The sequence below is a fragment of the Bradyrhizobium sp. 137 genome (assembly GCF_023074095.1).
GTDB lineage: Bacteria > Pseudomonadota > Alphaproteobacteria > Rhizobiales > Xanthobacteraceae > Bradyrhizobium.
Map to the genome: position 1 here is coordinate 29,727 of NZ_JADPKU010000044.1, position 22,376 is coordinate 52,102.

General features: G+C 64.7%; 23 protein-coding genes. 15 read left to right on the plus strand and 8 right to left on the minus strand.

Features of this window, described 5'->3' with window-relative positions; genetic code table 11:
• Positions 1–2: 2 nt before the first annotated feature.
• The 7 genes from IVA78_RS09335 to IVA78_RS09365 all read left to right on the plus strand — a co-directional run bounded on the left by IVA78_RS09335 (position 3) and on the right by IVA78_RS09365 (position 5,789).
• Entirely contained in the window at positions 3–758 is a 756-nt protein-coding gene (locus IVA78_RS09335) for an ABC transporter ATP-binding protein (RefSeq protein WP_247417146.1), read from the plus strand.
• A gap of 6 nt (positions 759–764) precedes the next feature.
• The gene (locus IVA78_RS09340) at positions 765–1,634 is read left to right on the plus strand and encodes a metal ABC transporter permease (RefSeq protein ID WP_247277710.1); all 870 of its coding nucleotides are present in this window, start codon (positions 765–767) and stop codon (positions 1,632–1,634) included.
• Positions 1,635–1,636: 2 nt separating this feature from the next.
• On the plus strand, positions 1,637–2,500 hold the full coding sequence (locus IVA78_RS09345; protein ID WP_247277709.1) for a zinc ABC transporter substrate-binding protein: 864 nt from the start codon (positions 1,637–1,639) through the stop codon (positions 2,498–2,500).
• A 54-nt stretch (positions 2,501–2,554) separates the two neighbouring features.
• Entirely contained in the window at positions 2,555–3,592 is a 1,038-nt protein-coding gene (locus tag IVA78_RS09350) for a GTP-binding protein (protein WP_247277708.1), read from the plus strand.
• Complete coding sequence (locus IVA78_RS09355) at positions 3,592–4,611, plus strand: WD40 repeat domain-containing protein (RefSeq protein WP_247417139.1); 1,020 nt, start codon at positions 3,592–3,594, stop codon at positions 4,609–4,611. Before IVA78_RS09350 ends, IVA78_RS09355 begins: the two co-directional genes overlap by 1 nt.
• A gap of 30 nt (positions 4,612–4,641) precedes the next feature.
• Positions 4,642–5,358: an MgtC/SapB family protein gene (locus IVA78_RS09360; protein ID WP_247417136.1), complete on the plus strand. Its 717-nt coding sequence runs from the start codon at positions 4,642–4,644 to the stop codon at positions 5,356–5,358.
• 101 nt (positions 5,359–5,459) lie between these two features.
• A complete protein-coding gene (locus tag IVA78_RS09365) occupies positions 5,460–5,789 on the plus strand; it encodes a hypothetical protein (RefSeq protein WP_247465319.1) in 330 nt (109 codons plus the stop codon).
• Positions 5,790–5,891: 102 nt separating this feature from the next.
• Here IVA78_RS09365 and IVA78_RS09370 read toward each other — a convergent pair whose 3' ends face one another.
• From IVA78_RS09370 to IVA78_RS09390, 5 genes are all read right to left on the minus strand, one after another.
• Positions 5,892–7,334, minus strand: a complete 1,443-nt coding sequence (locus tag IVA78_RS09370; protein ID WP_247277706.1) for a homospermidine synthase — start codon at positions 7,332–7,334, stop codon at positions 5,892–5,894.
• Positions 7,335–7,383: 49 nt separating this feature from the next.
• Entirely contained in the window at positions 7,384–7,773 is a 390-nt protein-coding gene (locus IVA78_RS09375; RefSeq protein WP_247277705.1) for a RidA family protein, read from the minus strand.
• Between the two features lie 150 nt (positions 7,774–7,923).
• Positions 7,924–8,511: an N-acetyltransferase gene (locus IVA78_RS09380; RefSeq protein WP_247465118.1), complete on the minus strand. Its 588-nt coding sequence runs from the start codon at positions 8,509–8,511 to the stop codon at positions 7,924–7,926.
• 130 nt (positions 8,512–8,641) lie between these two features.
• Positions 8,642–9,784, minus strand: coding sequence for a type III PLP-dependent enzyme (locus IVA78_RS09385; RefSeq protein WP_247277703.1), 1,143 nt, complete (start codon positions 9,782–9,784; stop codon positions 8,642–8,644).
• Positions 9,785–10,474: 690 nt separating this feature from the next.
• Complete coding sequence (locus IVA78_RS09390; protein WP_247277702.1) at positions 10,475–10,729, minus strand: hypothetical protein; 255 nt, start codon at positions 10,727–10,729, stop codon at positions 10,475–10,477.
• 138 nt (positions 10,730–10,867) lie between these two features.
• Here IVA78_RS09390 and IVA78_RS09395 point away from each other — a divergent pair, with 138 nt between their 5' ends.
• From IVA78_RS09395 to IVA78_RS09405, 3 genes are read left to right on the plus strand one after another with little or no spacing between them, the layout of a single operon-like run.
• A complete protein-coding gene (locus IVA78_RS09395; protein WP_247465121.1) occupies positions 10,868–12,949 on the plus strand; it encodes a M3 family metallopeptidase in 2,082 nt (693 codons plus the stop codon).
• Positions 12,949–13,587: a DUF1007 family protein gene (locus IVA78_RS09400; protein ID WP_247465124.1), complete on the plus strand. Its 639-nt coding sequence runs from the start codon at positions 12,949–12,951 to the stop codon at positions 13,585–13,587. The genes IVA78_RS09395 and IVA78_RS09400 overlap by 1 nt, the downstream gene beginning before the upstream one ends.
• The gene (locus tag IVA78_RS09405) at positions 13,584–14,690 is read left to right on the plus strand and encodes a nickel/cobalt transporter (RefSeq protein WP_247465127.1); all 1,107 of its coding nucleotides are present in this window, start codon (positions 13,584–13,586) and stop codon (positions 14,688–14,690) included. The genes IVA78_RS09400 and IVA78_RS09405 overlap by 4 nt, the downstream gene beginning before the upstream one ends.
• A 70-nt stretch (positions 14,691–14,760) precedes the next feature.
• Here the strand turns inward: IVA78_RS09405 and IVA78_RS09410 are convergent, their stop codons facing one another.
• Positions 14,761–15,159: an MAPEG family protein gene (locus IVA78_RS09410; protein WP_247277698.1), complete on the minus strand. Its 399-nt coding sequence runs from the start codon at positions 15,157–15,159 to the stop codon at positions 14,761–14,763.
• An 80-nt stretch (positions 15,160–15,239) separates the two neighbouring features.
• Between IVA78_RS09410 and hemH the strand changes: the two genes are divergently transcribed.
• From hemH to IVA78_RS09425, 3 genes are all read left to right on the plus strand, one after another.
• The gene (gene hemH, locus IVA78_RS09415; RefSeq protein ID WP_247465130.1) at positions 15,240–16,277 is read left to right on the plus strand and encodes a ferrochelatase; all 1,038 of its coding nucleotides are present in this window, start codon (positions 15,240–15,242) and stop codon (positions 16,275–16,277) included.
• A gap of 219 nt (positions 16,278–16,496) precedes the next feature.
• Complete coding sequence (locus IVA78_RS09420) at positions 16,497–17,498, plus strand: SPFH domain-containing protein (protein WP_247277696.1); 1,002 nt, start codon at positions 16,497–16,499, stop codon at positions 17,496–17,498.
• A 16-nt stretch (positions 17,499–17,514) separates the two neighbouring features.
• On the plus strand, positions 17,515–17,958 hold the full coding sequence (locus IVA78_RS09425) for an NfeD family protein (RefSeq protein ID WP_247277695.1): 444 nt from the start codon (positions 17,515–17,517) through the stop codon (positions 17,956–17,958).
• A gap of 174 nt (positions 17,959–18,132) precedes the next feature.
• On the opposite strand, the gene IVA78_RS09430 is transcribed toward IVA78_RS09425, so the two are convergent.
• On the minus strand, positions 18,133–18,456 hold the full coding sequence (locus IVA78_RS09430) for a helix-turn-helix domain-containing protein (RefSeq protein ID WP_247277694.1): 324 nt from the start codon (positions 18,454–18,456) through the stop codon (positions 18,133–18,135).
• Positions 18,457–18,539: 83 nt separating this feature from the next.
• Between IVA78_RS09430 and IVA78_RS09435 the strand changes: the two genes are divergently transcribed.
• Complete coding sequence (locus IVA78_RS09435) at positions 18,540–19,091, plus strand: carboxymuconolactone decarboxylase family protein (RefSeq protein WP_247277761.1); 552 nt, start codon at positions 18,540–18,542, stop codon at positions 19,089–19,091.
• Positions 19,092–19,250: 159 nt separating this feature from the next.
• On the opposite strand, the gene IVA78_RS09440 is transcribed toward IVA78_RS09435, so the two are convergent.
• On the minus strand, positions 19,251–20,258 hold the full coding sequence (locus IVA78_RS09440) for a KpsF/GutQ family sugar-phosphate isomerase (protein WP_247277693.1): 1,008 nt from the start codon (positions 20,256–20,258) through the stop codon (positions 19,251–19,253).
• Positions 20,259–20,450: 192 nt separating this feature from the next.
• On the opposite strand from IVA78_RS09440, the gene IVA78_RS09445 reads away from it, so the two are divergent.
• Positions 20,451–22,205, plus strand: a complete 1,755-nt coding sequence (locus tag IVA78_RS09445; protein ID WP_247277692.1) for an outer membrane beta-barrel protein — start codon at positions 20,451–20,453, stop codon at positions 22,203–22,205.
• Positions 22,206–22,376 lie beyond the last annotated feature (171 nt).

Sequence of the window (22,376 nt, forward strand, 5' to 3'; positions counted from 1 at the left end):
CCATGGCGGCACTGCACTTCCACAACGTCACGCTCGGCTATGACCGGCATCCGGCCGTGCACCATCTCAATGGCGAGGTCGCATCCGGCGCGCTGGTCGCAGTGATCGGCCCGAACGGCGCCGGCAAGTCGACGCTGCTGCGCGGCATCGTCGGCATCCTCAAGCCTCTCGACGGCAGCATCCACCTCGGTGGCCTCGATAGCAGGGACATCGCCTACCTGCCGCAGAGCGCCGAGATCGACCGCAGCTTTCCGATCTCGGTGTTCGATTTCGTCGGCACCGGGCTGTGGCGCAGGACCGGCCTGTTCGGCGGCATCGGCAAGGCTGCGCGGGACAAAATCCTGCGCGCAATTGCCGCCGTTGGCCTCAACGGTTTCGAGAATCGCCCGATCGGCACGCTCTCCGGCGGCCAGATGCAACGCGTGCTGTTCGCCCGGGTGCTGCTTCAGGACGCGAGTCTGATCGTGCTCGACGAGCCCTTCAACGCCATCGACAGCAAGACCACGGCCGATCTGCTCGCGCTGGTGAAGGATTGGCACACCGAGGGCCGCACCGTGCTCGCCGCGCTGCACGACATGGAGATGGTGCGTACCCATTTCAGCGAGACACTGGTGCTGGCGCGCGGCCCCGTGGCCTGGGGGCCGACGGCCGAGGTGCTGACGCCGGAAAACCTGATGGTCGCGATGCGGATGTGCGAGGCTTTCGACGACAGCGCGACGGCCTGCGCCGGCGACGACGGGCGGTCGCAGGCGGCGTGATTGCAAATGGCCTATGACGCGCTGATCGGTCCGTTCACCGAATTCGAGTTCATGCGGCGGGCACTCGCCGCCGTGATCGCACTGTCGCTGGCAGGCGCGCCGATCGGCGTGTTCCTGATGCTGCGGCGGATGAGCCTCGTCGGCGATGCCATGGCACATGCGATCCTGCCGGGCGCCGCCGTCGGCTTCCTGCTCTCCGGGCTCAACCTGTTCGCGATGACCGCCGGCGGCCTGATCGCCGGCTTTGCGGTCGCAATCCTCGCCGGTGTGGTCGCGCGCTCGACCGGGCTGAAGGAGGACGCTTCGCTGGCCACCTTCTACCTGGCCTCGCTGGCGCTCGGCGTTACCATCGTCTCGATCAAGGGGACCAATATCGACCTGTTGCATGTGCTGTTCGGCAACATTCTCGCGATGGACGACCAGACGCTGCTAGTGGTGGCCTTCAACGCCACGGTGACGCTCCTGGTGCTTGCGGTGATCTACCGCCCGCTGGTGATCGAGAGCGTCGATCCCTTGTTCCTGCGCACGGTGAGTCGCGCCGGGGGCCCTGCGCATCTCGCCTTCCTCGCGCTCGTCGTGATCAACCTCGTCAACGGCTTTCAGGCGCTCGGCACGCTGCTTGCGGTCGGCCTCATGATCCTGCCGGCCGGCATTGCGCGATTCTGGTCGCGCGATCTCACCGCCATGATCTGCATCGCCGTGATTGCTGCCGCGGTTTCGGGCTATGCCGGCCTCGTGCTGTCGTTCCAGACCCGAGTGCCGTCGGGCCCTGCGATCATTCTCGTGGCGACGGTGCTCTACGTGGCCTCCGTCCTGTTCGGCCGCGTCGGCGGTATCGTCCGGCAATTGTTTCCCGGCCGGCATCTGGAAGCGTGACGATGCGGCTCATCCTGCTTTGCGCGCTGTTGCTGATCGCCTCGCCGCTGCACGCCGCCGAGCGGCTCAACGTGGTCGCGAGCTTCTCGATCCTGGCCGATTTCGTCCGCAATGTCGGTGGTGACCGGATCAATCTGACCACGCTGGTCGGCGCCGACAGCGACGTCCACGTCTACACGCCTGCGCCGAGCGATGCGAAGCGGATCGCCGATGCAAAGCTCGTCGTCGTCAACGGGCTCGGCCTCGAGGGATGGCTGCCGCGGCTCGTGCAATCCTCCGGCAGCAAGGCGACGGTCGTGACTGCAAGCGCCGGTATCACGCCCCTGAAATTGGGTTCGGCCGCAGATCCCCACGCTTGGCAGTCCATCCCCAATACCAAGATCTACGTCACCGATATCGCCAATGCGCTCGCCGCTGCTGCCCCGGATGACGCGGAGTTCTTCCGCGCTCGGGCCAAAGCCTATCTGGAAACACTCGAAGCCCTCGACAGTGAGGTCCGCGAAGCCGTGGCGAGAATCCCACTGGAGCGGCGCAAGGTGATCTCCACCCACGACGCCTTCGGCTATTTTTCCGCCGAATACGGTATCCGGTTCATCGCCCCCTTGGGCGTCTCCACGGAGACCGAGCCCAGCGCGCGCGACATCGCCGCGATCATCGGCCAGATCAAGGCCGAAAAAATCCCGGCAGTATTCCTGGAAAATATCAGCGATGACCGGCTGATCCGGCGGATCGCGGCCGAGACCGGCGCAAAGGTCGGCGGGACCCTGATTTCCGACGGTTTAACCGGCGAAAAGGGGCCTGCACCCACTTACATTGACATGGTCAGGCACAATATAAAGGCCCTGATCAGCGCGCTTGACCATTAGGGCAGGGGGCCACCCCGCCTCGCGTCGCGCGAAAGCCCGAAATCCGGAGTTGTTATGTCTGAAGTGACCTCCCCAAAAATTCCCGTGACCGTCCTGACCGGCTATCTCGGTGCCGGCAAGACCACGCTTTTGAATCGCATCCTGTCGGAAAACCACGGCAAGAAATACGCTGTCATCGTCAACGAATTCGGCGAGATCGGCATCGACAACGATCTCATCATCGGCGCCGATGAGGAAGTGTTCGAGATGAACAACGGTTGCATCTGCTGCACCGTGCGCGGCGACCTCGTGCGCATCATGGACGGCTTGATGAAGCGCAAGGGGAAGTTCGACGCCATCATCGTCGAGACCACGGGCCTTGCCGATCCCGCGCCCGTCGCCCAGACCTTCTTCGTCGACGAGGACGTGCAGAAAAACGCGCGGCTCGACGCAGTGGTGACGGTCGCCGATGCAAAGTGGTTGTCCGACCGGCTGAAAGACGCGCCCGAGGCGAAGAACCAGATCGCGTTCGCCGACGTGATCGTGCTGAACAAGACCGATCTCGTCAACAAGGGCGAGCTCGCGGAGGTCGAGGCCCGCATCCGCGCCATCAATCCCTATGCGAAGCTGCATCGCACCGAGCGCTGTTCGGTGGCGCTGGCTGACGTGCTCGATCGCGGCGCGTTCGACCTCGACCGCATCCTCGACATCGAGCCGGATTTCCTTGAGGCCGATGATCATGATCACGACCATGATCATCACCACCGTGGTCACGACCATCATCACGGCCATGGCCTGAAGCACTATCACGACGAGGACATGCAGTCGCTGTCATTGAAAACCGACAAGCCGCTCGATCCGAACGTGTTCATGCCCTGGCTCCAGAACCTGGTGCAGGTCGAGGGCGGCAAGATCCTGCGCTCCAAGGGCATCCTCGCCTTCCACGATGACGATGACCGCTACGTCTTCCAAGGCGTCCACATGATGCTGGAGGGCAACCACCAGCGGAAGTGGAAGGAGGGTGAGCCGCGCGAGAGCCGCCTCGTCTTCATCGGCCGCGAACTGCCGGAAGAGGCCATCCGCAAGGGTTTTGAGAGCTGCATCGTCTCGTGATGAAAGAGTTTACGCCGGCTCCTGATTCCGCCTCGATCGTCTCCGTCACCGACCGCGTCAAGCCGATCGCGCTCGGCATGGGCGTGACCTCGGCGCATTTCCTCGCCGATCGGGCCGCCTTCGTCGGCGGCGAGGAGAAAGTCGCGCTGGTCGACGCCAAGGGCGAGATCAGCACGGTCGCCGTGCACAGCGGCGGCATTCTCTCGACCGCCTCCGACGGCAAGCGCCTCGTCATGGGCGGCGACGACGGCAAGGTCGTCTCCCTCGATGCCAAGGGGGAGGTGACGCTGCTCGCCACCGACCCCAAACGGCGCTGGATCGATGCGGTGGCGCTGCATCCAGATGGCGCCTTAGCCTGGTCGGCCGGCAAGACGGCGAACGTCAAGAGCGGCAAGAACGAGGAGAAGTCGATCGAGGTGCCCTCGACGGTCGGCGGGCTTGCCTTCGCGCCAAAAGGCCTGCGGCTTGCGATCGCACATTACAACGGCGCGACGTTGTGGTTTCCCAACATGGCTGCCACAGCCGAATTCCTCCCGTGGGCCGGCTCGCATCTCGCCGTCACCTTCAGCCCGGACAACAAGTTCCTGGTCACCGCGATGCACGAGGCGGCGCTGCACGGCTGGCGGCTCGCCGATAACAGGCACATGCGCATGACCGGCTATCCCGGCCGCGTCCGCTCGATGTCCTGGAGCGCCGGCGGCAAGGCTCTGGCGACCTCGGGCGCCGACACCGTCATCCTGTGGCCGTTTGCCAGCAAGGACGGTCCGATGGGCAAGGAGCCCGCGATGCTCGCGCCGCTCCAGGCCCGCGTGTCCGTGGTGGCCTGTCACCCCAAGAACGATATCCTTGCCGCCGGCTACAGCGACGGCACCGTGCTGATGGTGCGGCTGGAGGACGGTGCGGAAATCCTGGTCCGCCGCAACGGCACGCCACCCGTGGCCGCGCTCGCCTGGAACGCCAAGGGCACGCTGCTGGCGTTTGCGGATGAAAATGGGGACGGCGGCCTGCTGGAGCTTTAATCTGTCATGGTCCCGGCCGTATACGGGGCCATGCGGTTTCTGACGACATTCCAGATTGCCGATTTTGCAGACACGCTGATCAGTCTGTTTACGGCCTTCGTGCTGGGGACGCTGATCGGCGCCGAGCGGCAGTACCGCCAGCGCACCGCGGGCCTGCGCACCAATGTGCTGGTCGCGGTCGGCGCCGCCGCCTTTGTCGATCTCGCCATGCATCTGGATGGCGCCGCCGGCGCGGTGCGGGTGATCTCCTACGTCGTCTCCGGCATCGGATTCCTCGGCGCCGGTGTCATTATGAAGCAGGGCATGGACGTGCGCGGGCTCAATACGGCCGCGACGCTATGGGCCTCCGCCGCGGTCGGCTCCTGCGCCGGGGCCGACATGGTCGCGCAGGCCGCGGCGCTGACCGTGTTCGTCATCGCCGGAAACACACTGCTGCGTCCACTCGTCAATGCTATCAACCGCATTCCGCTGAATGAGCGGGCACTGGAGGCGACCTATTACTTCAAGATAGCGGTGGCGGCCGACGCTCTGCCTGACATGCGCGACCGCCTCGTCGAGAGGTTGGAAGCCGCGAAATATTCCGTTGCTGATATCGACCTGGTGGAGATCGGCGAGGACATCCTGGAGATCGTCGCAAAGCTGGTAGCGACCGCGGTCGATCCGAACGAGCTGAACGCGGTCGCGACGGATCTCCAGCACCTTCCGGGCGTGCGCCACGCCACCTGGGAAGTCAGCACCACGGATTGAGCGCGGCGTTTTAGCGCGCAGGGGTGCGGTTCCCGCCCGGGCAGGCGCGGAACCCGCGCGCGGCCATTTCGTTGGTCCCGCGGACAAACGCGGTGATCGACATGACAGGCAATGACAAGCGCAGACTGAAACTCGACCTGATGATCGCCTGCTCGCTGTTCGCCGCGGGCGTCGTGGTGTCGGGCCTGTCGCTGGTGCAGATTCGCGCCGAGAACCGGATGCAGATGGTGCAGGCAACGCCACCGCTCCAGGGCACTCCTTCGGACGATCAGGGCAAGACGCCTGCGGAGTCCAAGCCCGGCGGTGATCGCCCGACCACGCCGGCTCCCGAGCCCGCACGGCCCGAATCCCAGACGCAAGGCGCGGCGACCAAGCCCGCGCTGCCGGCGGCGCCTGCGGAGAAGATCGCGCCGCCGATCAAGGAGAAATAACGACAGCCAGTTGCGGCGTCACGGCCGGGCTTGTCCCGGCCATCCACGTTCTTGGAGTCCCGCGAAAGAAGTGCGTGGATGCCGGACATGACGGCAGAGCCCTCACCGCACCAGAATATTCCGGAACTGCCAGGGATCGCTCGTGTCGATGTCTTCCGGGAACAGTCCCGGACGATCGGTCAGCGGCGTCCAATCGGTGTAGAAGCCCTTCACCGGGCCGAGATAGGGCAGCTGGATTTCCAGGAGACGTTCGAAATCCATCTCGTCGGCTTCGACGATGCCTTCGTTCGGATTCTCCAGCGCCCACACCATGCCGGCGAGCACGGCGGAGGTCACTTGCAAGCCGGTGGCGTTCTGGTAGGGCGCAAGCCTGCGGGTCTCTTCGATGGAGAGCTGCGATCCGTACCAATAGGCATTGTTGTCATGGCCGAACAGCAGCACGCCGAGCTCGTCGATGCCATCGACGATTTCGTTCTCATCGAGGATGTGGTGCTTTTCCTGCATCTTCGCCGCGCGGCCGAACATTTCATGCAGCGAGAGCACGGCATCGTCGGCCGGATGATAGGCATAGTGACAGGTCGGCCGATAGATCGCCGTGCCCGATGCGTCGCGCACCGTGAAGTAATCGGAGATCGAGATCGACTCGTTGTGGGTGACGAGGAAGCCATACTGCGCGCCGCGGGTCGGGCACCAGGTGCGCACGCGCGTGTTGGCGCCCGGCTGCATTAGATAAATGGCGGCGCCGCAGCCCGCTTCGTGGGTCCGCGCATTCTCCGGCATCCATTTCTCATGGGTGCCCCAACCGAGTTCTGAGGGCTGCACGCCTTCCGACAGGAAACCTTCCACCGACCAGGTGTTGACGAAGACGTCAGGCTCTTTCGGGTTCCTGGAGCGCTGGGTGTCGCGTTCGGCGATGTGAATGCCCTTGACGCCGGCCTGCCGCATCAGGTCCGCCCATTCGGCCTTGGTCTTCGGCTTGGGGGCATTGAGCTTCAGATCCGCGGCGACGTTGAGCAGCGCCTGCTTGACGAAGAAGGAGACCATGCCAGGATTGGCGCCACAGCAGGAAACGGCCGTCGTGGAGCCCGCCGGGCGCGCCTTCTTGGCGGCCAGCGTCACTTCGCGAAGAGCGTAGTTGGAGCGCGCTTCCGGGCCCTTCGAAGCGTCGAAATAGAAGCCGAGCCAGGGCTCGTTGACGGTATCAATGTAGAGAGCGCCAAGTTCGTTGCAGAGCTCCATGATGTCGGTGGAGCCGGTGTCGACCGAAAGATTGACACAAAAGCCCTGACCGCCGCCTTCGGTGAGTAGCGGGGTCAGCAACTCGCGATAATTGTCCTTGGTCACGCCCTTCTGGATGAAGCGTACATTGTGCTTCTCGCAATGCGCCTTGCGGCCCTCGTCCTTGGGATCGATCACGGTGACGCGCGACTTGTCGTAATCGAGATGCCGCTCGATCAGCGGCAATGTGCCTTTGCCGATAGAGCCGAAGCCGACCATGACAATGGGACCGGTGATCTTCGCGTAGATCTGCGAGGCGGGGCTCATGGGGTGGTTTCTCCGGAACGTGATGGCAGACAAAGAGTGAGGGTGTGGATCAGGCGCTGCGGCGCTTGGCGGTGACTTCGATCTCGACCTTCATCTCAGGCTTGTAGAGCGCCGAGACGACCAGAAGCGTTGCGGCCGGGCGGATGTCGCCGAGGACTTCGCCGCAGACGGCGAAATGGGCGTCAGCGTCTTTGATGTCCGTGAGATAGTAGGTCGCGCGGACGATGTCGGCCATCTCGAAACCACCCTCCTTCAGGGCGGCTTCAATGGTCTTGAAGCAGTTGCGTGACTGGCTCGTGACGTCGGCCGGCATCGTCATGGTCGTGTAGTCATAGCCCGTGGTTCCCGCGACGAAGGCGAACTCGCCGTCGATCACGGCGCGGCTATAGCCGGCGGCCTTCTCGAACGGGGAGCCGGTGGAAATCAGGCGACGGGACATGCTCTCGGACCTCAACTGAAGGGAGGGATGTTTCGCGGGTTTAAAGGGCGTTTCTCGGGCCCGTGCAACCCCAAACGAACAGCATCAAGTCAGCCGCAGCCGGGCGTGGCCGCTGGCTGCGGCTTCGGTCGTTGCGATCACCGCAATGCCTTAGGCCGCGTGTGCCTGGAGAGCGCGAACCGCCCTCCGTTTGGGCAGGGCCGCTCCGGTCGGAACGATCATCCCTTCGGCGCCGTCGAGCGCGCCTTCCGCAAACTCGATCGCCAGCAGCCGGTTGCGCTCGAACGGGCCGGGCAGCGACAACGCGCCGGTTTTCTCGGGCGAGAAGCCGAAGCGAGCGTAGTACGGGGCGTCGCCGAGCAGGATCACGGCACCATGCCCGCGCGCCCGGGCGGCGGCCAGCGCTTGATGCATCAGCGCGGCGCCGATCCCGAGCTCGCGGCAGGCAGGGTCGACCGCCAGCGGTCCGAGGACCAGAGCGGGCCTGCCTCCGGCGCTGATGTGCCACAGCCGCACGGTTCCCACGAGCTGTCCCTCGCGCACGGCCGACAGGGCAAGGCCTGTGGCAGGCGCGCGTCCGTCGCGCAGGCGCTGGCAGGTCCGGCCATGGCGGTTCTCGCCAAAGCAGGCATCGAGCAACGCTTCACGCATCGCGACGTCGGCAGCACGCTCCGCTCGGATCGCGAACGGAGCGGCTTTCGAAGTGAGGGCGATCTGTGGCTTCCGAGGAGCAGTCATGGCGCGTCAGTCCCCGCTTGAACGGACATGCGAGAGGCACATCGGTCCAAGACGTCGTCAGAATTGAAATTGTGAGGGAGGAGCCGGCAAGCCGGCTCCCGGGTTCGTCAGGCCTCAAGAGAGAGGCGGATCAGATGTGGTACGTCTTCAGCGGCGGGATGCCGTTGAACGCCACCGACGAGTAGGTCGACGTATACGCCCCGGTGCCTTCGATCAGCACCTTGTCGCCGATCTCGAGCGTCACGGGGAGCGGATAAGGGGTCTTCTCGTACAGCACGTCGGCGCTGTCGCAGGTCGGGCCCGCGAGCACGCACGGCGTCATGTCCGCACCGTCGTGACGGGTACGGATGGCGTAACGGATCGACTCGTCCATCGTCTCGGCGAGACCGCCGAACTTGCCGATGTCCAGGTACACCCAGCGCACCTCGTCCTCGTCGCTCTTCTTCGAGATGAGCACGACCTCGGATTCGATGATACCGGCATTGCCCACCATGCCGCGGCCCGGCTCGATGATGGTCTCCGGGATCTGGTTGCCGAAGTGCTTGCGCAGCGCGCGGAAGATCGACCGGCCGTAGGTCACTACCGGCGGCACGTCCTTGAGGTACTTGGTCGGGAAGCCGCCGCCCATGTTGACCATGGAGAGATTGATGCCGCGCTCGGCGCAGTCGCGGAACACCTGCGAGGCCATCGCCAGCGCACGGTCCCACGCCTTCACCTTGCGCTGCTGCGAGCCGACATGGAAGGAGATGCCGCACGGCTCCAAACCAAGGCGCTTGGCGACGTCGAGCACCTCGACCGCCATCTCCGGGTCGCAGCCGAACTTGCGGGACAGCGGCCATTCGGCGCCGGCGCAGTCATAGAGGATGCGGCAGAACACCTTCGCGCCGGGGGCGGCACGGGCGACCTTCTCGACCTCGGCGGCGCAGTCCACCGCGAAAAGCCGAATGCCCAGCGCGAAGGCGCGCGCGATATCGCGCTCCTTCTTGATCGTGTTGCCGAAGGAGATGCGGTCGGGCGTCGCTCCAGCGGCCAGCGCCATCTCGATCTCGGCGACGGTCGCGGTATCGAAGCAGGAGCCCATGGAGGCGAGCAGGGCCAGCACTTCCGGCGCCGGGTTCGCCTTGACGGCATAGAACACGCGGCTGTCGGGCAGCGCCCTGGCGAAGCTCTGGTAATTGTCGCGCACGACCTCGAGGTCGACGACGAGGCACGGCTCGGTGTCGAGGCCATCCTTGCGGCGGTTGCGCAGGAATTCCTGGATACGTTCGGTCATGGCACTCTCCCAAACGGCCCAGCGACGGGCCCGTTCAAAACATGACGTCGGATAAGAGCGCTCTGGCCAAATCGCGCGATGGAGGCGCGACGAAGCCAAAAAACTCAAACCAGACTGTGCTGCCGTGGATTGGTTGGGAGTGTTCCCGCCCGCACACCTGGCAATGAAGGACAAGCCTTTTCAGTAGCCCGCGCCGGCGTTGGACTGCCGGTAGAGACCAAAAAAGCCCGATCCGTCGTTGCTTTAAGTCGCGTCCCCCGTTGAGAGCGGGGTGCGCCGGTTCGCCTCCGGCTGCCAGTCACGGTTGCAAAGAGTGAAGTCACCTTCGACAAGGCATCCCTTGAGAGAGATGCTGGGCGCTCCGGGTTTGCTTTCAGTCCGTCGACATTTCAGTCTTTCGACATTCAAGTCTTCCGGCTTCTGCACGTCCGAAGAGCCCCTCGGCTTCTTCACCCCTTGGCGGCTGTCCGGCCTCTTGTCCGGATACCTACCGACTGACACACGACCACAGGCACGTGCGAAATTGGGCAAGTCCGCACATAAGCGTTTTGAATCGGCTTCGCAAGAATTTTTTTAGGCTGAGAACAGAATTGCCTAACATCTACTTGCGCAGTGCTGCGCGAGCGACGCGGAAGATGAACACGTGTTAAGTTTTCTGTGCCGCGCGCGCGTGTCTGTCGCGCGCGAGCTTCAGCGGCGCGTCGTGAACGGCTCGATGCGCTGAGCTGTGCGGATGAACGCGGTCATCACCAGCACGCCGAGTGCGAACAGCACGGCCTGGAGGATGTGCGCGCCCTGGTCGCCGAGCCCGAACAGGATCGCGAGCGCCCAGCCGCCGGCAAACGCCGCGCCGAACACCTCCGCGCCGATCAGGATGGCGGCGCTGATAACGGTAATGACGCTCGGCCAGGCGATCTGGCGGGAAGAGGAGGCAGGCGCGTTCATGAGTTCAGGGACCCCGTGTCTTCGAGGGCCGCAATCTCCCCGAAAAGGCGGTCGGGAGCAAGGGCAAACGGCCCAAAAAAGCCCCATCGCGTGCTATAGCTGGCCACAACAAATTCGGCTCAAAAACCGGGACTTGTGATGTCAGAACTCCGCCAAATTACGGATGCCGAGACCAACCCGCTCCTGAAGGCCTGGGTGACGCCGTTCGCGACCCCGCCTTTCGACGAGATCAAGCCGGAGCATTTCCTGCCCGCCTTCGAGCAGGCCTTCGCCGACCATGCCGCCGAGATCGCGGCGATCACCAACGATCCGGCCGCCCCCGACTTCGCCAACACCATCACGGCGCTGGAGCGCTCGGGCAAGCTCTTGAACAAGGTCGCGGCGGTTTTCTACGACCTCGTCTCGGCGCATTCCAACCCGGCCATCCTGGAGATCGACAAGGAAGTCTCCTTGCGGATGGCGCGGCACTGGAATCCGATCATGATGAACGCCGTGCTGTTTGGCCGCATCGCCCAGCTGCACGAGAACCGCGCCAATCTCGGTCTCACGCCCGAGCAGCTGCGCCTCCTGGAGCGCACCTACACCCGCTTCCACCGCTCCGGCGCCGGCCTCTCCGACGAGGCCAAGACGCGGATGGCAGAGATCAACGAGAGGCTCGCCCAGCTCGGCACCAGCTTCAGCCATCACCTGCTTGGCGACGAGCAGGACTGGTTCCTGGAGCTCGGGGAGGCGGACCGCGAGGGCCTGCCGGAGAGCTTCGTCGCCGGCGCCAAGGCTGCGGCAGAAGAGCGCGGCATGGAAGGCAAGGCCATCGTCACGCTGTCACGCTCCTCGGTCGAATCGTTCCTGAAGAGCTCGGCGCGGCGCGACCTGCGCGAGAAGGTCTACAAGGCCTTCATCGCGCGTGGCGACAACGGCAATTCCAACGACAACAACGCAACCATCGTCGAGATCCTGAAGCTGCGCGAAGAGAGCGCCAAGCTGTTGGGCTACCCGACCTTCGCCGCGTATCGACTCGAAGACTCCATGGCCAAGACGCCGGAAGCGGTGCGGAGCCTCTTGGAGCGGGTCTGGACGCCGGCGAGGGCGCGCGCGCTCGCCGACCGCGACGACATGCAGGCATTGATCACGGCCGAAGGCGGCAACTTCAAGCTCGCGCCCTGGGACTGGCGCTTCTACGCCGAGAAGCTACGTCTTCAGCGTGCCAATTTCGATGACGCTGCGATCAAGCCGTATCTTTCGCTCGACAACATGATCGCCGCCGCCTTCGACTGCGCCACGCGCCTGTTCGGCATCACCTTCGAGGAGCGTAGTGACGTTCCGGTCTGGCACCCGGACGTCCGGGTTTGGGAGGTGAAGGGCAGCGACGGCAAGCACAAGGCGCTGTTCTATGGCGACTACTTCGCCCGGCCCTCGAAGCGCTCTGGGGCCTGGATGACTTCGCTGCGCGATCAGCAGAAGCTCGACGGCGAGGTCGCGCCGCTGGTTCTCAATATCTGCAATTTTGCCAAGGGAGCCGGGGGCGAGCCTTCGCTGCTGTCGCCCGACGACGCCCGCACCCTGTTCCACGAGTTCGGCCACGGCCTGCACGGCATGCTCTCCAACGTCACCTATCCTTCGCTGTCGGGCACCTCCGTGTTCACCGATTTCGTCGAGCTGCCGTCTCAGCTCTACGAGCACTGGCAGGAGCGGCCCGAGGTGCTGCAAAAGTTCGCGCGCCACTACCAGACCGGCGAGCCGCTGCCGGACGACCTCCTGCAACGCTTCCTTGCCGCGCGAAGATTCAACCAGGGTTTTGCCACGGTCGAGTTCGTCTCCTCGGCGCTGATCGACCTCGAATTCCACACCCAGCCGGCTTCCGCCGCGCAGGACGTGCGCGCCTTCGAGAGACGCGAGTTGGAGAAGATCGGCATGCCCGAGGAGATCGCGCTGCGTCACCGGCCCACGCAATTCGGCCACATCTTCACCGGCGATCATTATGCCGCCGGCTATTACAGCTACATGTGGTCGGAGGTGATGGACGCCGACGCTTTCGGCGCGTTTGAGGAGGCGGGCGACATCTTCGACCCTGCCGTTGCCAAGCGCCTGCATGACGACATCTACGCCTCGGGCGGATCGGTCGATCCGGAAGCCGCCTACGAGGCCTTCCGCGGCCGCCCGCCGGAGCCGGACGCGCTGCTGCGCCGGCGCGGCCTGCTCGACGCCGCGAAGGCGGCGTGATGGGCATGCGCATCCTTCTCGGCCTGCTGCTCGCCGCCGGCCTGTCGCTTGCAGCGGGGCCGGCGCGCGCGCATCCGCATGTCTGGATCACCGCGACCAGCGAGTTGCTCTACGCGGCCGACGGCACCATCACCGGCGTGCGCCACGCCTGGACCTTTGACGACATGTTCTCGGCCTATGCGGTGCAGGGGCTCGAGAGCAAGACCAAGGGCGCCTATACGCGCGAGGAGCTAACGCCGCTGGCGCAGACCAATGTCGAGTCGCTGAAGGAATACGCCTACTTCACCTTCGCGAAGGCCGACGGCAAGAAGGAAGGGTTCCAGGAGCCGGTCGACTACTTCCTCGACTACAAGGATACGGTGCTGACCCTGCACTTCACCTTGCCGCTGAAGAACCCCGTCAAGCCCAGGCAGCTGGTGCTCGAAGTATTCGACCGCTCCTTCTTCATCGACTTCCAGATGGCCAAGGACAATCCGGTCAAGCTGGTCGGCGCGCCCGCCGGCTGCCAGATGAAGCTGGAGCGACCGAACGACGGCACCGCGAGTGCGCAGAAGCTCAACGAGCAGACCTTCCTCAATGGCGAGAATTCAAACTTCGGCATGATGTTCGCCAACAAGATCATGGTGGATTGCCCTTGAAGTCGCAACTCTCCGGGTTCGCGCTCGGGCTTCTCACTTGCGCCGCCGTTCTGCTGGTCGTGTCCGTGGCCGACGCCGCGCTCCACGATCTCCTCGCGCAGAATCCGTTCGGCGCGCCGCCCGCCCAGCAGGCGGCGGAGCCTGAAGCCAGCGGCCTCATCGGCTGGCTGTTGGCAAAACAGTCGGAGTTCTATCGCCAGATGTCGGCGACCATCCGCGCCGCGAAGTCCGACGGCTCGGCGGTGTGGACGCTGCTCTTTATCTCGTTTGCCTATGGCATCTTTCACGCCGCCGGCCCCGGCCACGGCAAGGCGGTGATTGCCTCTTATCTCGTCGCCAACCGCGAGACTGCGCGGCGCGGCATCGCGCTGTCGTTCGCCTCCGCGCTGATGCAGTCGCTGGTGGCGATCCTGATCGTCGGCATCTCCGCCTGGATCCTGAATGCGACCGCCAAGACCATGTGCAAGGCCGAAGGCGCGATCGAGATCGCGAGCTATGCCCTGATTGCGCTGTTCGGTCTGCGCCTGGTCTGGGTGAAAGGCGGCGCCTTCATCCGCGCGCTTCAGGTAGCCCAGCCGGTGCCAGCGATGGCAGGCGTGCCGCATGACCATGACCACGGCCATGATGCGGATGATCATCATGGCCACGATCATGATCACCATCACGGTCACAGCCACGCTCGCCATGAGCATGGGCATGGCCACGTCCATGACGAGCACTGCGGTCATTCCCACGGGCCTGCTCCGAGCGAGCTCGCCGGCCCCGGCGGCTGGCGGCGCGGCTTTGCCGCGATCCTCACCGTCGGCATCCGCCCCTGCTCGGGCGCGATCCTGGTCCTGGTGTTCGCGCTGGCGCAGGGCCTGTTCTGGGCCGGCATCGCCGCGACCTTCCTGATGGGGTTCGGCACAGCGATCACGGTCGCCGCCATCGCGATCGTCGCCGTGTCCGCCAAGGACATCGCGCAGCGCCTCAGCGCAAGACGCGACGGGGGCGGCGCCCTCGTCATGCGCGGCATCGAGTTCGGCGCCGCTGGCCTGGTATTGCTATTCGGCGTCGGCCTGCTGTTCGGCTACATCGCCGCTGAACGGACAACGTGTTTTTAAGCCGGGCTCGCGGGCCCCGGCTCTGCGGAGCCGCGCATAGGGCGCTGCACCGCGTGCGGGGCACGGCACCTTAAACCGGCAGAAACCGCTTCAAGGCCGGCATGAAGAAGATGCCGAGATTGATCGCAAAGCCGATGCTCCAGAGGATCGAGCGCAGCGTCGGGCGGTTGCCGAGATAGGTCAGCACATAGGCGATCCGCACGATCAGGAACAGTGCCGCGAGCTCGTCGATCAGCCGCTGCGGCGAATCCCGGAATTCGGCGAGCAGCACCGCGAAGGCGAAAAACGGGAAGGTCTCGATGCCGTTCAGGTGCGCGCCGAGCGCGCGCTGCGCGAGGGCGTCATCGAAGAAGGCGGGGTCGCGCGGCTGGGAATTGTCGAACGTGCGAAACCTGGCCCATTTGATCGAGACGATCGTTGCAAGGTAAAGCAGCAGCGCTCCCAGGACGCACCATTCCGCGAGTGTCATCTTCCCTCCCGCTTGGGTGCAACCGTAGCCAAATCGGCCTCATCTTGACAAGTTCGGAGCAACGCGCGACCCACGGAGCCATGACCAGCGTCGTTCCCATCGACAGCGCGAAACCGGCAGCTCAATCCGCTCTGCCCCGCGTTGGCGTGCTTCTGATCAACCTTGGAACGCCCGATACTGCTGACGCGCCCGGCGTGCGGGTCTATCTGAAGGAGTTCCTCTCGGATGCCCGCGTCATCGAGGACCAGGGCTTGGTCTGGAAGCTCGTGTTGAACGGGATCATCCTGCGCAGCCGCCCCCGCACCAAGGCGCTGGACTACCGCAAGATCTGGAACAACGAGCGGGACGAGTCGCCGCTAAAGACCATCACGCGCTCGCAAGCCGACAAGCTCGCGATCGCGCTGTCGGATCGCAGTCATGTCGTCGTGGACTGGGCGATGCGCTACGGCAACCCGTCGATCCAGGCGGGCATCGACGCGCTGATCGCAAAAGGCTGCGAGCGCATCCTCGCCGTCCCGCTCTATCCGCAATATTCCGCCTCGACCTCGGCAACCGTCTGCGACGAGGTGTTCCGCGTGCTCGCCCGCCTGCGGGCGCAGCCGACGCTGCGGGTGACGCCGCCTTACTACCAGGATGCGGCCTATATCGAGGCGCTCGCGACCTCGATCCAGACGCATCTGGCGAGCCTGCCGTTCAAGCCGGATCTGATTGTGGCATCCTTCCACGGCATGCCGAAATCCTATGTCGACAAGGGTGATCCATACCAGAACCACTGCATCGCCACGACCGAGGCGCTGCGCCGCCGGCTCGGCATGAACGAGACAACGCTGCTGCTGACCTTCCAGTCGCGCTTCGGCAATGACGAGTGGCTTCAGCCGTATACGGACAAGACCATGGAGCGTTTGGCGAAAGACGGCGTGCGCCGCATCGCGGTGGTGACCCCGGGCTTTGCCGCCGATTGCCTGGAGACGCTGGAGGAAATCGCGCAGGAGAATGCCGAGATCTTCAAACATAATGGCGGCGAGCAGTTTTCCGCGATCCCCTGCCTCAACGACAGCGAACCCGGCATGGATGTGATCCGCTCCCTGGTGCTGCGCGAGCTTCAGGGCTGGATCTGACGTTTACGATGGGGTGGCAAATCCAACCTTCGGCGCTAGGTCCGCGCCGGCATCCTTTCAAGAGCGCCCTCGCAAATACATAATCCTTGCCATTCCCCTTCCGTACGTCTTGTGCAGAATCGCGCCGGTAACGACGTTAGTCGCGACCGCTGAACCGATAGGGTTGCGATCCCGACCAATGACAGCGCGGGAAAGGGCCTTTTCCCGTTTGGAGGAGATATGAGCGGTTTCGACATTTTCGCGATTGTTCTGGTGTTGCTCGTCATCGTTACGCTGGTTGCCGGCGTGAAGACGGTGCCGCAGGGCTATGACTGGACTATCGAACGTTTCGGCAAGTACACGCAGACGCTGAGCCCCGGGCTCAATCTGATCGTGCCCTATTTCGATCGCGTCGGGCGCAAGATCAACATGATGGAGCAGGTGATCGACATTCCCGAGCAGGAGGTGATCACCAAGGACAACGCTACGGTGACGGTGGACGGCGTCGCCTTCTATCAGGTGTTCGACGCCGCGAAAGCGAGCTACGAGGTTTCCAACCTCACCCAGGCCATTACCGTCTTGACCATGACCAACATCCGCTCGGTGATGGGGGCTATGGATCTCGATCAGGTGCTTTCGCACCGCGACGAGATCAACGAGCGCCTGCTCCGCGTCGTCGATGCCGCGGTCTCGCCCTGGGGTCTCAAGGTCAACCGCATCGAGATCAAGGACATCGTGCCGCCGGCCGATCTCGTCGAGGCCATGGGCCGGCAGATGAAGGCCGAGCGCGTCAAGCGCGCCGACATTCTCGCCGCCGAAGGCCAGCGCCAGTCGGAAATCCTGCGCGCCGAGGGCGCCAAGCAGGGCCAGATCCTCCAGGCCGAAGGCCGCAAGGAAGCTGCGTTCCGCGACGCCGAGGCCCGCGAGCGGTCGGCTGAGGCCGAGGCCAAGGCAACCCAGATGGTCAGCGAAGCGATTTCGAAGGGCGATGTCGCCGCGCTGAACTATTTCATCGCCGACAAGTATATCAAGGCGTTCGGGCAATTGGCCGATTCGCCAAACCAGAAGGTCATCATGCTTCCGGTCGAAGCGATGAGCATGCTGGGTTCGCTCGCCGGCATCGGCGAGATCGCCAAGGCGACGTTCGGCGAGAGCGCCGCGTCCGCTGCGCTCGCTCGCCGTCCCGGCTCGGTGCCGCCGACCGGTGGCACGCCGCCGGCGGTGCCGCCGCGGCAGGGATAATCAAAGAGGTCGTATCATGGCCGACATGTTGGTATCGCTCGGCACCTGGAATTGGCTGATCTTCGGCTTCATCCTGATGGCGCTGGAGGTGCTGGCGCCGGGCATCTTCCTGTTCTGGCTCGGGCTCGCCGCGCTGCTGGTCGGCCTGATCTCGTTCACTGTCGCCGTGTCCTGGCAGATCCAGCTCGTGATGTTCGCAGTCTTCGCTGCCGCCGCCGTGCCGGTGTGGCGCCGCCTGGCTCGGCCGAAGCCGGACGCCAGCGCCGGCCCCTTCCTCAACAAGCGCACCGAGGCGCTGTTAGGGCGCGAGTTCACGCTGGAGAAACCGATCATTGACGGCGCAGGCACCGTCCGCATCGGCGACACGGTGTGGCGCGTGGCTGGGCCCGATACGCCGGCGGGGACGCGCGTGAAGGTAGTGCAGGTCGACGGCGCGAATCTTACTGTGGCCGCGGCGTAGCTTCCTTACCTCTCCTGGAGGGGGAGGGTCGATCGCGCGCAGCGCGAGCGGGGTGGGCTGATCTCTCCACTCGGGCACTGCCCCCGTGGAGGAACTGTCACCCTGCCCCGCTACGCATTTCGCGGCACTGCATGCGTAGCGACCCTCCCCCTCCAGGGAGGGTAAACAAGAGCGCTACCTTTTCCATCGCTCGGCAAATCGGTGCAATGGCATGAATGTCTCGCACAGCTCGCGTCCGTGCGGCGTCAATGCGTAACCTCCGCCTTCGCCAAGCTCGACGAATCCCGCTGCACGCAGCTCCGTCAGCCGCGCCTGCAGCACCGTCGGCGAGGCTTCGTCGCAGGCGCTGCGCAGCGCGCGCGAGGTGAGGGGCTCGCCGCGCAACTCCCACAATATCCGCAGGCTCCAGCGCCGGCCGAGCAGGTCCAGCAGCGCCATGATCGGCCGCCCGGTGCGCGAGCCGCGGACGCGGCGTTCTGATGCTGGCTGCTTTGCCATATCGGCCTCTTGCGTAGCGCTACAGATAATGTAGCGTATTGCTACGATAATTGTAGCAACGGAAGCAGTCCATGTCTTCTGCCATGTCACCCTCCTCGCCGCGTATCGCGCCCCTCGATCCGCCTTATCCCCCGGAGATCCAGGCGCAGTTCGACCGCATCATGCGCGGCGCACCGCCCCTGGTGCTGTTCAGGGTGATGGCAAGCCACAGCCGCGCCTGGGACAAATTTCGCGCCGGCGGCCTGCTCGATCCCGGCCCGCTGTCCCTCCGCCAGCGCGAGATCATCATCGACCGCACCTGCGCGCTGAACGAATGCGAGTATGAATGGGGGGTGCATGTCGCCATCTTTGCCGGGCCGGCAAAGCTCATGGAGGATGAAGTGCGTGCGACGGTGCTGGGCGATGCCATGTCACCGTGCTGGTCGCCGGCCGAGCAGGCGCTGATTGCGGCCGTCGACGCGCTGCATCATCGTGCGACGCTTGATGACGAGGAGTTCGCCGCGCTGTCCGCGCATTACGACGAGGCGCAGATCCTGGAAATCATGCTGTTGTGCGGCTTCTATCGCACGGTGTCGTATCTGGCGAACGGGCTGCGCTTGCCGCTGGAGGAGAACGCGGCGCGGTTTCCGGCGTAGGTCTCTCCGCCGTCATTGCGCGCCACACCCTCGGTGTCATTCCGGGGCACGCGAAGCGTGAACCCGGAATCCATTGGGCAGAGATCTCGGAGATGAATGGATTCCGGGTTCGCGCCCAAACGGGCGCGCCCCGGAATGACTCCCTGGAGTGTGTGCGCCTTACGCGACGCCCGCCCGCAACAGATCGTGCAGATGCACGATGCCGACCACCTTGCCCGCTTCGGTCACGACCAGCGTTGTGATCTTGCGTGTGTTCAGCACCTCGATCATCTCGGTCGCGAGCATCGACGGCGGCACCGTCTTCGGTTCAGTGGTCATAATCTCATCGACCGACGCAGCCAGCAGGTCGGGCCGCATGTGGCGGCGCAGGTCGCCGTCCGTGATGATGCCGACGGCCTCATCCGCATCATTGACGATACAGACGCAGCCAAGCCCCTTGGCTGACATCTCGACCACGGCCTCCGACATCTTGGTGCCGAGCGGCTTGACCGGAATTTCCGTGCCGGTGCGCATGTAGTCACGGACGAATTTCAGCATCGCCCCCAGCTTTCCGCCGGGGTGGAAATGCGCGAACTCCAGCGCGGTGAAGCCCCGGCCTTCGAGCAGCGCGATCGCGATGGCATCGCCAATCGCCGCCTGCATCAGCGTCGAGGTGGTCGGCGCCAGATTGTGCGGGCAGGCTTCGCGTGCCTTCGGCAACTCGATCACGATGTCGGCGGCCTGGCCCAGTGAGGACGCCGCGCTCGACGTCACTGCGATCATGGGAATCGCAAAGCGCGCCGAATAATTCACGAGGTTCTTCATCTCCGGCTGCTCGCCTGACCAGGACAGCGCCATGATGACGTCGTCGGACGTGATCATGCCGAGATCGCCATGGCCGGCCTCGGCCGCGTGCACGAAGAAGGCGGGGGTGCCGGTCGAGGCCAGCGTCGCCGCGATCTTGCGGCCCATATGGCCTGATTTGCCGAGTCCGGTGACGATGACGCGACCCTTGGCGTTGCGGATCAGGTCCACCGCTCTCGCAAATGTCGCACCCAGCGGGCCGCGCAAGGCGGCGGCGAGCGCGTTGATGCCGCCGCTCTCCGTCTCCAGCGTGCGGAGCGCGGATTCGACGCTATCAGCAATGGAGCCGGATGATGCGGTCATCAGCGGTTTCGAACTCGGCATGTTCAGGTCCAGGGAGGAGGAGCGTTCGCCCGTTGGCACCTGCTTAGCACGCCCGGGCAGGCGAGGCGACGCGCCGGCCAAATCCCTCAACTGGTCATTAACCATAATTGTTTTAACTCCATTAACGATGGTTCCCGCCAAGCGGTGGGAGCTCGTCGTGAAAGTATTTGATTTCGTTGGAGTTCTTCCATCGTGGGGTCGCCTCCAGGCACTGGCCGGAGCAAACGCGCGCATTTCCTGCGCGCCGTATTGCCGTGCCTGATGCTGACGGCCCTCGAGAGTGCACCGGCTCTGGCCCAGAGCCTCACGCCTGATCTGTTCAATCCCAACCGCGGCGGCTTCGCCGCGCCCGAGACGCTGCCGACACGGCGCACCGCCGGCGTGCCGCAGGCGCCTTCGGACGCGCTGCCGACGCTGCCCGATCCCAACGATCCGCGCAGGCGCCAGCAGCCCCCGGCGATCTCGCGCGCCGGCCAAAGCCCGGCCGGTCAGGTCCCGACCTACGGCCTGCCCGCGGCCAACGTCGCGAGCGGCTCCGGCTACGATTCGCTCAACCGCAAGCGGCAGCAGCCAAAACTCTATCCCGGACAGCCGAAGCCGAAGCGCCCCGCCGGCCCCGACTCAAAGGTAGCGCCGGCAACGCCGGAGCGGACGCTCGGCCCGCCGCGCATCGCGCCGCCACCCTCCGAAACCGCGCACAGGACGCCAGTGCCGCCGGCGATGGCCGGCAACGTGCCCGGCCAGCCGCTGCGCCGCCGCCTCAAGCTGGACGAGGATCCGTTCGGCGCGGTGGGCGACTATGCCGGCAGCTTCCTGATCAAGGGCGGGCTCGAGCTCTCCGCCGGCTACGATACAAATCCCGCGCGTCTCAACAGGCCTGTCGGTTCGCCGGCCTATGTGGTCGCGCCTGATCTCCTTGTAGTGTCCGATTGGGAGCGCCACGCGCTGGTCGCCGATCTGCGCGGCTCGTTCTCGGGCTACACCAACAACATGCCGGCGACCATCAACGGCTTCGCCTCGCCGTCGCCGGTCGAGGTCGATCGCCCCGATTTCACCGGCCATGTCGACGGCCGCCTCGACGTCACCCGCGATTTCAAGTTGACCTCGCAGCTCCGCCTGCGGCTCGCCACCGACAATCCCGGCAGCCCGAACGTGCAGGCAGGTCTTCAGAAATTTCCGGTCTACGCCGCCTATGGCGCGACCGTCGGCTTCGACCAGACCTTCAACCGTTTCCAGGTCGCCGCCGGCGCCACCGTCGATCGTACGGCCTACACCGATTCAAAGCTCATCGACGGCTCGACCTTTGCCAATACCGACCGCGAGTTCAACCAATATGGCGGCGTGGGCCGGTTCTCCTACGATCTGAAGCCGGGCCTCAAGCCCTTCCTGGAAATCCAGGGCGACACCCGCGTGCACGACCAGGCCGCCGACCGCAACGGCTACTTCCGCGATTCAAACGGCGGCTATGCCAAGGTCGGCTCCTCCTTCGAGTTCTCGCGCATCCTCACCGGCGAGATCTCGATCGGCTATTCCGCGCGCAACTATGTCGACCCGCGCCTCAGCCAGCTCGCGGGCTTCCTCACCACGGGCTCGCTGATCTGGAATGCGAGCGGCCTGACGACCGTGAAGTTCTTCACCGACACGCAGATCGCCGAGACCACGATCCCGGGCTCTTCCGGCGTCCTGGTGCGCACCTATTCGGCCGAAGTCGACCACGACTTCCGCCGCTGGCTCACCGCCGTGGGCAAGTTCACCTACGGCACGCTCGACTACCAGAACCAGAATCGCAACGACAAGACTTACTCGCTCGAAAGCAATCTGATCTACAAGCTCAACCGCAACATCTGGATCAAGGGCACGCTGCGCCACGACATCCTGGATTCGAACGTCGCGGGGGCGAGCTCGTCGGGGACGGTGGTGATGCTGGGGGTGAGGTTGCAGAATTAGGTAAGACGGGGCGCGTCGTTCGAGGCTACGCTATCTCGTCCCCACTCCGCTGTCATGCCCCGCGCAGGCGGGGGCATCCAGTACGCCGCGGCGGATGTGGTGAGTGCGTGCCCTCTAAGGAGAGCCTCTGGAATACTGGATCGTCCGCCTCCGCGGACGATGACAGCGTCA